General features: G+C 75.0%; 2 protein-coding genes and 1 pseudogene. All 3 read left to right on the top strand.

Annotation, left to right across the window (positions count from 1 at the left end):
- Window positions 1-894: 894 nt before the first annotated feature.
- Entirely contained in the window at window positions 895-2,103 is a 1,209-nt protein-coding gene (locus RH94_RS04230; protein ID WP_073946310.1) for a cytochrome P450, read from the top strand.
- A 91-nt stretch (window positions 2,104-2,194) separates the two neighbouring features.
- A complete protein-coding gene (locus RH94_RS04225) occupies window positions 2,195-3,544 on the top strand; it encodes a serine hydrolase domain-containing protein (protein WP_073946309.1) in 1,350 nt (449 codons plus the stop codon).
- A gap of 120 nt (window positions 3,545-3,664) precedes the next feature.
- Window positions 3,665-8,645 (top strand): annotated as a pseudogene (locus tag RH94_RS42330) (amino acid adenylation domain-containing protein); the annotation flags it as partial.

Below are 8,645 nucleotides of genomic sequence, written 5' to 3'. Positions count from 1 at the left end.
CGGCTCGCGGGGCTTGCGGTACTGCCGCGAGCTTGTTGGCGTACGCCCGCGCACGCGCGGTGACCGTGCGCGCCGGTGGTTTCCTCCGTGCGCCAGGTCGTTTCCCGCGCCGAGCACCCGCCAAGGGACCCGTGCCGAGCGCTCACCAAGGAGTTTGTACCGGGTGGCGTTCAGACATGCCGTTGCCGAATCCGGCCGGGACCCATGGGGCGGGCGTCCATGCGTCCGAGGCGGATGGTGCAGGTGGCGGCGGTCATGGCCCGGTTGTCGAGAGGAAAGTCAACTTTCCTTTGATGCAAGGGGTTTGAGTGTGGAACGACGGGATACACGCCCCTCGCGATGGGCTACTGACGGGCCGTCCCCCCTCGGTTTCGGGGGGTTGCCAGATCGTGACCCGACGTGAAAACTGTGAGCGCCTTCGGCCGGAATGGACCGCGTCGAAGCGCGTTCTTGGCACGCGAAGCACTGAATCGTGAGACAGGGGAGTCCTGCGCGGGGCTGCTGCGCGGGGAAAGTCACGGGGGGATGTAGTGATATCTGCTCGGTGCCCGAGGCACGTGTCACCAGACTGCGGGCGTGCGGGCCTGCCGGCCGCACGGCGGACGTCCGGACCGCTCGGAACCGCCGCCCTGCCGTACGGAACCTGTCCCCAGGTCTCCTGACGCCCCAGGGGGCCACCCGCATTCCGTGAAGGGAGGACGGGCGGGTCGCTCCCGAGCGGTGGTCGGCCCAGCCCGGCCACGAGTCGGCCACCCGGCGCGGAGCGAGAGCTGCCGTGCGGTGCCACGCCCGTTGACCACGCCCATGACGGCCACGGCTTCCCGCCCGGCGCACCCACGGCACCGCCGGTGACCCACCGCCGGATCCGCGCGTCCTCGACCCAAGGAGAAACGGTTGACAAGCACACGACTGTCCGGGACCGAATCGCCCCTGGAGGCGTTACCCGACCGGTGGCGGTCCTTACGTGAGGCGGGCCCCGTGGCCTACGACGAAGCGCAGGGCCAGTGGCGTGTCGTGGACCACCAGGGGGTCTCCGCCGTGCTCGCCGACCCGGCGACGTACTCCTCCGACCTCACGCCCATCGCCCCCACCCAGCAGGACTTCGAGACCTTCCGGCAGGGCAACTTCGTCGGCATGGACCCGCCGGGACACCGCAAACTCCGCACCTTGGTGAGCCAGGCCTTCACCCCCAGAGTGGTCCACGGGCTCGAACCGCGCATCGAGGCCGTGTGCGCGCGCCTGCTCGACGGTGTCGCCGACCGCGACCGGTTCGACCTGGTCGACACCCTCGCCTACCCCCTGCCGATCATCGTGATCGCCGAACTCCTCGGCATCCCCGCCGACGACCACAGACTGTTCCAGGAGTGGGCCGGCATCCTCTTCGGCGGCGACCAGCTCGGCGACAGCCTCGACATGGCCGACCTGGAACGGGCGCTGGAGGCCATCGCCCCGACCGTGCGCGAGATGAACGGCTATGTGCTGGACCACATCCGGCACCGCCGCGCCCACCCCGGGGACGACTTCACCAGCAGGCTCCTCACCGCCGAGGTGGACGGAACGCGCCTGGCGGACGAGGAGATCGTCGGATTCGTCGCCCTGCTGCTGGTCGCCGGGCACATCACCACCACCGCGCTGCTCGGCAACGCCGTGGTCCTCTTCGACCGGCATCCCGGAACCCTCGCCGTGCTGCGCGAGAACCCCGGACGGCTGCCGGACGCCGTCGAGGAAGTGCTGCGCTGGCTGCCGCCCTTCCCCGAGCTGGGACGGCGCACCACCCGACCGGTGGTGCTCGACGGCCACGAGATCCCGGCCGACACCCTGCTGATGGTGCACCTGGGTGCCGCCAACCGTGATCCCTCCCGCTTCACCGCTCCGGACGTCTTCGACGTGGCCCGCAGTCCGAATCCCCATCTGACCTTCGGCCACGGCATCCACTTCTGCTTCGGCGCGCCACTGGCCCGGCTGGAAGCACGGATCGCGCTGCATATGTTGATGGAACGTTTCCCCACCATCACGGTCCCTTCCTGCGCCGACGTCACGTACCAGAACCCGGCCGTCATCGTCGGCGTACGCCACCTGCCGATCGCCGTCACCAGGCCGTGAGGCGCGTCGACGCGCGCAGGCCCGGCACCGCTCACCCACGGGCCGACCACGGCCCCTCCCCACACCCGCTCTCACCAGGAGTTTCCTTCCCATGCCGTACCCCACCGCCGCTCCGGCCGCCGACCTGGCGCCGTCCCCGCTGCGCCGGGAGCTGCAGAGCCGCCTCGACTCCCTCGCACGCGCCCACCGCGTGCCCGGCGCCCAACTGGCCGTCCACACCGGCACGCGCACCCTCAGCGTGCACACCGGCACGGCCGACGCCCTGACGGGAACCCCGTTCACCGCGGACACGGCCGTACCCCTGGGCTCCGTCACCAAGCTCGGCACGGCCGCCGCCGTACTGCTCCTCGCCGACGACGGAGACCTCGACCTCGACGAGCCCGCCGCCGAACTGCTGCCCGAGTTACGGCCGCTGCCCGAGGTGACCGTGCGCCACCTGCTCAGCCACACCGCCGGCCTGCCCACCGGCCCCGACTCCGACAGCGCCGCCGGCACCACCACCACGCGCTACCTCTCGGCGGTCTGCACCGCGCAGAGCGCCCTGTTCCCGCCGGGGACCGGCTTCTCCTACTCCAACGCCGGCTACGTCGCCGCCGGCCGGATCGTGTCCGAAGTGACGGGCATGGCCTGGCAGGAAGCGCTGCGAGCGCTCCTCCTCGAACCCCTCGGCATCGTCCCCGCCTTCCTCGGCGACGCCACCCCCGCGCGGCCGGTCGCCGCCGGCCACGCCCTCAACACGGCCACGGGCCTGGTGCGCCCGGCCCACCAGAACCTCGCCCCGGTGGAGGCTCCGGCCGGAGCCCTGCTGGCGGGCGCCGAGGACATGGTGGCCCTGGGAAGGGCCGTCATCGGCCGGTCCACCGTCCTGCCCGCGTCCGTCGCCGCCCGGATGCGCCGCCCCGAACCGGCCGCCGACCCCGGGGCCCTGGCGGACTCCTGGGGCCTGGGCCTCGCCCTCTTCCGGCAGGACGGCCGCGTGTGGTGCGGCCACGACGGGAACGCCCAGGGCACCTCCTGCCACCTGCGGGCCGAGCCGGACAGCGGCGTCGTCGTCGCCTTCACCGGCAACGCCGGCGGCGCCACCGCCCTGTGGCGGGACCTCGCCGCCGACCTCGCCCGGCTCACCGGCGTACGCGTGCCGACCGCCCCGGCCACCGCCCGCCGCGGTACCGCCGTACCGCTGCCGGAATGCGCCGGCACCTACCGCAACGGGGGCACCGAGTACGCGGTCAAGCTCGACGGGGACGGCACGCCGACCCTGTCCGTCGACGGCGACTACCCCCTGCCGCTGGTGTGTTACCCGGACCTGTCCTGCGATCTGGTCGACCCGGCGACCGGCCGGCACGAGCCCGGCGGCCGCTTCCACCGCGACCCCGCCACCGGGACCATCGACCGCCTGCAGATATCCGGACGCACCGCGCGCCGCACCGGCACCGTCTGACCGCGCCCGCGTCACGCACCCGCCCCGCACACCGGACCCCCGCCCCGGTGTGCCCGCGGACTGCCCGAGACCGGCGCGCCGGGTCTGCGCGCCGCCCCACGCCCGGAGGAATTCATCCCGATGACGGATCTGCACGCCCAGCGCCCCGCCGCGCCCGCCCCCGCACCGGCCGGCACCACCCCGCCGCCCCGCGCGGACCACGCCCCCCGTCACGTCCCGCTCGGCGAGCTGTTCGCCGAGCGGGTGAGGCGCGACCCGCACGCCCCCGCGGTGACCGACGGCCGGCGCACCTGGTCGTACGGGGAACTCGCACGGCGGGCCGGTCGTCTCGCCGCCCACCTCGTCGCAGGCGGCGCAGGACCGGAGCGGACGGTGGCGCTGGTCCTGCCGCGCTCGATGGAACTGATCGCCGCCGAACTGGCCGTGGTCCTGGCCGGTGCCGCCTTCCTCCCCGTGGACCCCGGCTACCCGGCCGAACGGCGTGCCCTGATGCTCGCCGACGCCGCACCGGCCGTCGTCCTGGACGACCCGGACCGGGTCCGCGCGCTGACGGACGCCGGGGACCAGGAGGCGAACCCGCCCGAGAGGCGGGTGCTCCCCGACCACGCGGCGTACGTCATCTTCACCTCCGGATCCACCGGCACCCCCAAGGGCGTCACCGTCACCCACCGCGGCATCGGCGCCTTCGCCGCGGCCGCCGCCGAGCGGTACGCCGTCGGCCCGGGCGACCGCGTGCTGCAGTTCTCCTCACCCAGCTTCGACGCCTCCGTACTGGAGCTGTGCATCTCCGTCCTGTCCGGCGCCCTGCTGGTCGTACCGCCGGACGGGCCCTGGCTGGGCGACGAACTGGCCGCCGTCCTGGACGAGCACCGCATCACCCACGCCCTCATACCGCCCGCCGCCCTCGCCACCCTGCCCGACCCGGCGGACACCGGCGGCGCGCCGCACCTGCGCACCCTGATCGTCGGGGCCGAGGCGTGCCCGGCCCACCTCGTCGACCGGTGGGCACCCGGCCGCCGCATGATCAACTCCTACGGGCCCACCGAGGCCACCGTCGTCGCCACCTGGACCGGACCGCTCACCGCCGGCACCGGCACACCGGCCATCGGCAGCCCGCTGCCCGGCACCGGGGCCCACGTCCTGGACGCGGCGCTGCGTCCGGTGGAACCCGGCACCGAGGGCGAGCTCTACGTGGGCGGCGACGGGCTGGCCCGCGGCTACCTCGGCCGCCCCGGCCTGACCGCGACCCGGTTCGTCGCCCACCCCTCCGGACCGCCCGGCGCCCGCCTCTACCGCACCGGCGACCGGGTGCGCCGCAGGGCGGACGGCGAGCTGGAGTTCCTCGGCCGGGCCGACCGGCAGGTCAAGGTGCGCGGCTTCCGCATCGAGCCCGGCGAGATCGAGGCCGCCCTGACCCGCGACCCCGGCGTCCGCGAGGCCGTCGTCGTGGTCCGCGACGAGGAACCCGCCCGCGGCCGGCTCGTCGGCTACGTCACGCCCGCCGACCCGGCCCGCAGGCCAGAGCCCGCCCGGCTGCGCGCCGCCCTCGCCGCCTCCCTGCCGGCCCACATGGTGCCCTCCGCCGTCGTCGTCCTGGACGCGCTGCCGCTCACCCCGCAGCACAAGACCGACCTGCGGGCCCTGCCCGCCCCCGGCGGCGCGCGGACCGAGGAGCACGTCGAGCCGCGCACCGGCGACGAGCGGGCCCTGGCCGCGATCTGGGCCGACGTCCTCGGCGTCGACGTCGTCGGCGTCACCGACGACTTCTTCGACCTGGGCGGCGACTCGATCTTCGCCGCCCGCACCCTGACGCGGATCCGGGAAGTCCTCGGCGCCCGGCTCTCCCTGCGCGACGTGTTCACCGCACGGACCGTCGCCGCGCTCGCCCCGCTGGCCGCCGAGCCGTCCGCCGCCGCGCCGCCGGATCCGATCCCCTCCGCCCCGCGCGGAAAGCCCGTCCCGCTCTCCAGCGCCCAGCGACGCCTGTGGTTCCTCGACGACCTCACCGACGGCGGAACCGAGTACAACACCGGCGTGTCGCTGCGGCTGCGCGGTCCGCTCGACACGCCGGCCCTGCGACGCGCCCTGGACGGGCTCGCCGCCCGCCACGACTCCCTGCGCACCACCTTCGCCACCGTCGACGGCCGGGGCGTCCAGCTGATCGCCCCCGAGGCGGTACTCCCCCTGCGCACCTGCGACGTCGAGCACCTGCCCGCCGACCGGCGGGACGACGCCGTCGAGCGCCTGCTGACCGAGGAACTGCGCCGCCCCCACGACCTGACGACCGGGCCCCTGACCCGGGCGCTGCTCGTCCGCCGCGCGCCCGAGGACCACGTCCTGCTGCTGGCCCAGCACCACATCGTCACCGACGGCTGGTCGGTCGGCGTCCTGACCCGGGACCTGGTGGCGCTCTACCGCGCGGAGGCCCGCGGCGAACCGGACGGCCTTCCCCGGCCGGGCGTGCAGTACCCGGACTTCGCGCTGTGGGAGCGCGAGCGGCGCACCGGCGACGCGGACGCCGACGACCTCGGCTACTGGAAGCGCCACCTGGCCGGCCTGCAGCAACTCGAACTGCCCACCGACCGGCCCCGGCCGGCGGTGCGCACCACCGCGGGCGCGGCACACCGCCACCACCTCCCGAAGCACCTGGTGGACCGGCTGCGGCAGCTGGCCCAGGGCCGCGGCACGACCGTCTTCACCCTGTTCGCCGGGGCGGCGGCCGTGCTGTTCTCCCGCTACTCCGGGCAGCGGGACGTGGCGTTCGGGACCGTCACCAACGGGCGGGGCCGCCGCGAACTGGAGGACGTGACGGGCTTCTTCGCCAACACCGTCGTGCTGCGCGGCGAGGTCGACGACACCGTCACGGTCGACCGGTTCGTGGAGTCTGTGCGCGCGACCGTGCTGGACGCCTTCGCGCACGACGGCGTGCCGTTCGACCGGGTGGTCGAGGAACTGGCCCCGCCGAGGGACCCCAGCCGCACTCCGCTGGTACAGGTGCTGGTGGTGCAGCAGGCGGCGCCCGCCCGTCCTGCGCCGGCGGCCGGGGTGCGGATCGAGGAGCATCCGCTGCCCCGCCCGGCCGCCCGCTTCGACCTCGTGCTGGAGTTCGCGCCGCGCACCGACGGCGACTGCGAGCTGACGGTCGAGTACAACACCGACCTGTACGAGGCGGCGACCGTGGCCCGGATGAGCCGGCAGCTGCACCGCCTGCTGGAAGGCATGGCGGACGGCCCGCACCGGACGCTGGCCGAACTGCCGCTGCTGTCGGACGACGAGCGGCGCACGCTCCTCGACTCCTGGAACCCGCCCGCGCCGGCCGGCGACCACGCCGACGGCGCCACACTCCCGGCGCTGTTCGAGGCGCAGGTGACCCGAACCCCCGACCGGACCGCCGTGACCTGCGGCGAGGCCCGGCTGGACTACGCCGGGCTGAACCGGCGTGCCAACCGGCTCGCCCGGCTGCTGACGACGCACGGCGCGGGTCCGGAGTCCCTGGTGGCGCTGTGCCTGCCGCGCTCCGCCGACCTGTTACCGGTGCTGTGGGCCGTCCTGAAGGCGGGCGCCGGATACCTGCCCGTCGACCCCGGTTACCCGGCCGAGCGGATCCGTTTCATGCTCGCCGACGCGGCCCCCGCCCTCGTCGTCGCCACCCGTGGGACCGTCCACGCGCTCCCCGACGACTGCGAGCCACTGCTCCTGGAGGACGCACTGCCCCTGGAGGACGCCGAGCCGTCCGATGCCGGCGCCCCGGACCTGACCGACGCCGACCTGACCGACGCCGACCGGACCCGGCCGCTCGACCCGTCCCACCCCGCCTACGTCATCTACACCTCCGGCTCCACCGGCCGTCCCAAGGGCGTGGTCGTCACCCACCGCAGCGTGGCCGCGCTGGCCGCCTGGACCGAGGAGACGTTCGGCCCGCGCGGGCTGGCGCACGTCGTCGCGTCCACCTCCCTCAACTTCGACGTGTCCGTCTTCGAGCTGCTGTGCCCCCTGCTGGCCGGCGGCGGCGTCGAGGTGGTCGCCGACCTCCCGGCCCTCGCCGACGGCCCCGGCCCCCGCCGGGCCGGACTCCTCAGCGGCGTCCCGTCCGTGCTCTCCCGCGTGCTCGGCGGCGACAGCGCGGTCGAGGCGGACACCGTCGTCCTGGCGGGCGAGGCCCTGCCCGCCCGGACCGTGCGGGACATCAGGGACGCCATGCCCTCGGCCGAGGTGGCGAACCTCTACGGCCCGACCGAGGCCACCGTCTACGCCACCGCCTGGTTCGCCGGCGGCACCGTCCCCGACCAGGCCCCGCCCATCGGCCGTCCCGTCGCCCGCACCCGCGCCTACGTGCTGGACCGCCTGCTGCGCCCCCAGCCTCCGGGCGTCACCGGCGAGCTGTACCTCGGTGGCGGCGGACTGGCCCGCGGCTACCTGCGACGCCCCGGCCTGACCGCCGCGCGTTTCGTCGCCGACCCCTTCGGCGCCCCCGGCGACCGCATGTACCGCACGGGCGACCTGGTGCGCTGGAGCGCCGACGGCCGGCTCGAGTACCTCGGCCGCACCGACCAGCAGGTCAAGGTGCGCGGCTTCCGCATCGAACTGGGCGAGGTCGAGGAGGCCCTGCGCCGCTGCGCGGGCGTCGCCGAGGCCGCCGCGACCGTCCGCGACGGCGACGGCCACCGCCGCCTGGCCGGATACGTCGTCCCCGCCCCCGGTACCCGCGTGGAACCGGAGGCGGTACGCCGCGAACTCGGGCGCACCCTGCCCGACTACATGGTCCCCTCGGCCGTCGTGGTGCTGCCCGCCCTGCCGCTCAACCCCAACGGCAAACTGGACCGCGGCCGGCTCCCCGACCCGGCGCCGGCCGAACCCGCCGCGCGCCACGTCGCGCCCCGCACCCCCACCGAACGGACCCTCGCCGCCATCTGGACCGAGGTCCTGCACGTGGAGCGGGTCGGAGCGGACGACAACTTCTTCGCGCTGGGCGGTGACTCCATCCTCAGCATCCAGGTCGTGGCCCGGGCCCGGCAGGCGGGCCTCACGATCACCTCGCGGGACGTCTACCGGCACCAGACGGTCGCCGCCCTGGCCCGCTGCGCCGACGAGGCGGGAAGCC

The organism is Streptomyces kebangsaanensis (assembly GCF_001906585.1).
GTDB classification, from domain to species: domain Bacteria; phylum Actinomycetota; class Actinomycetes; order Streptomycetales; family Streptomycetaceae; genus Streptomyces; species Streptomyces kebangsaanensis.
This window is presented reverse-complemented; position numbering and strand designations above follow the sequence as displayed.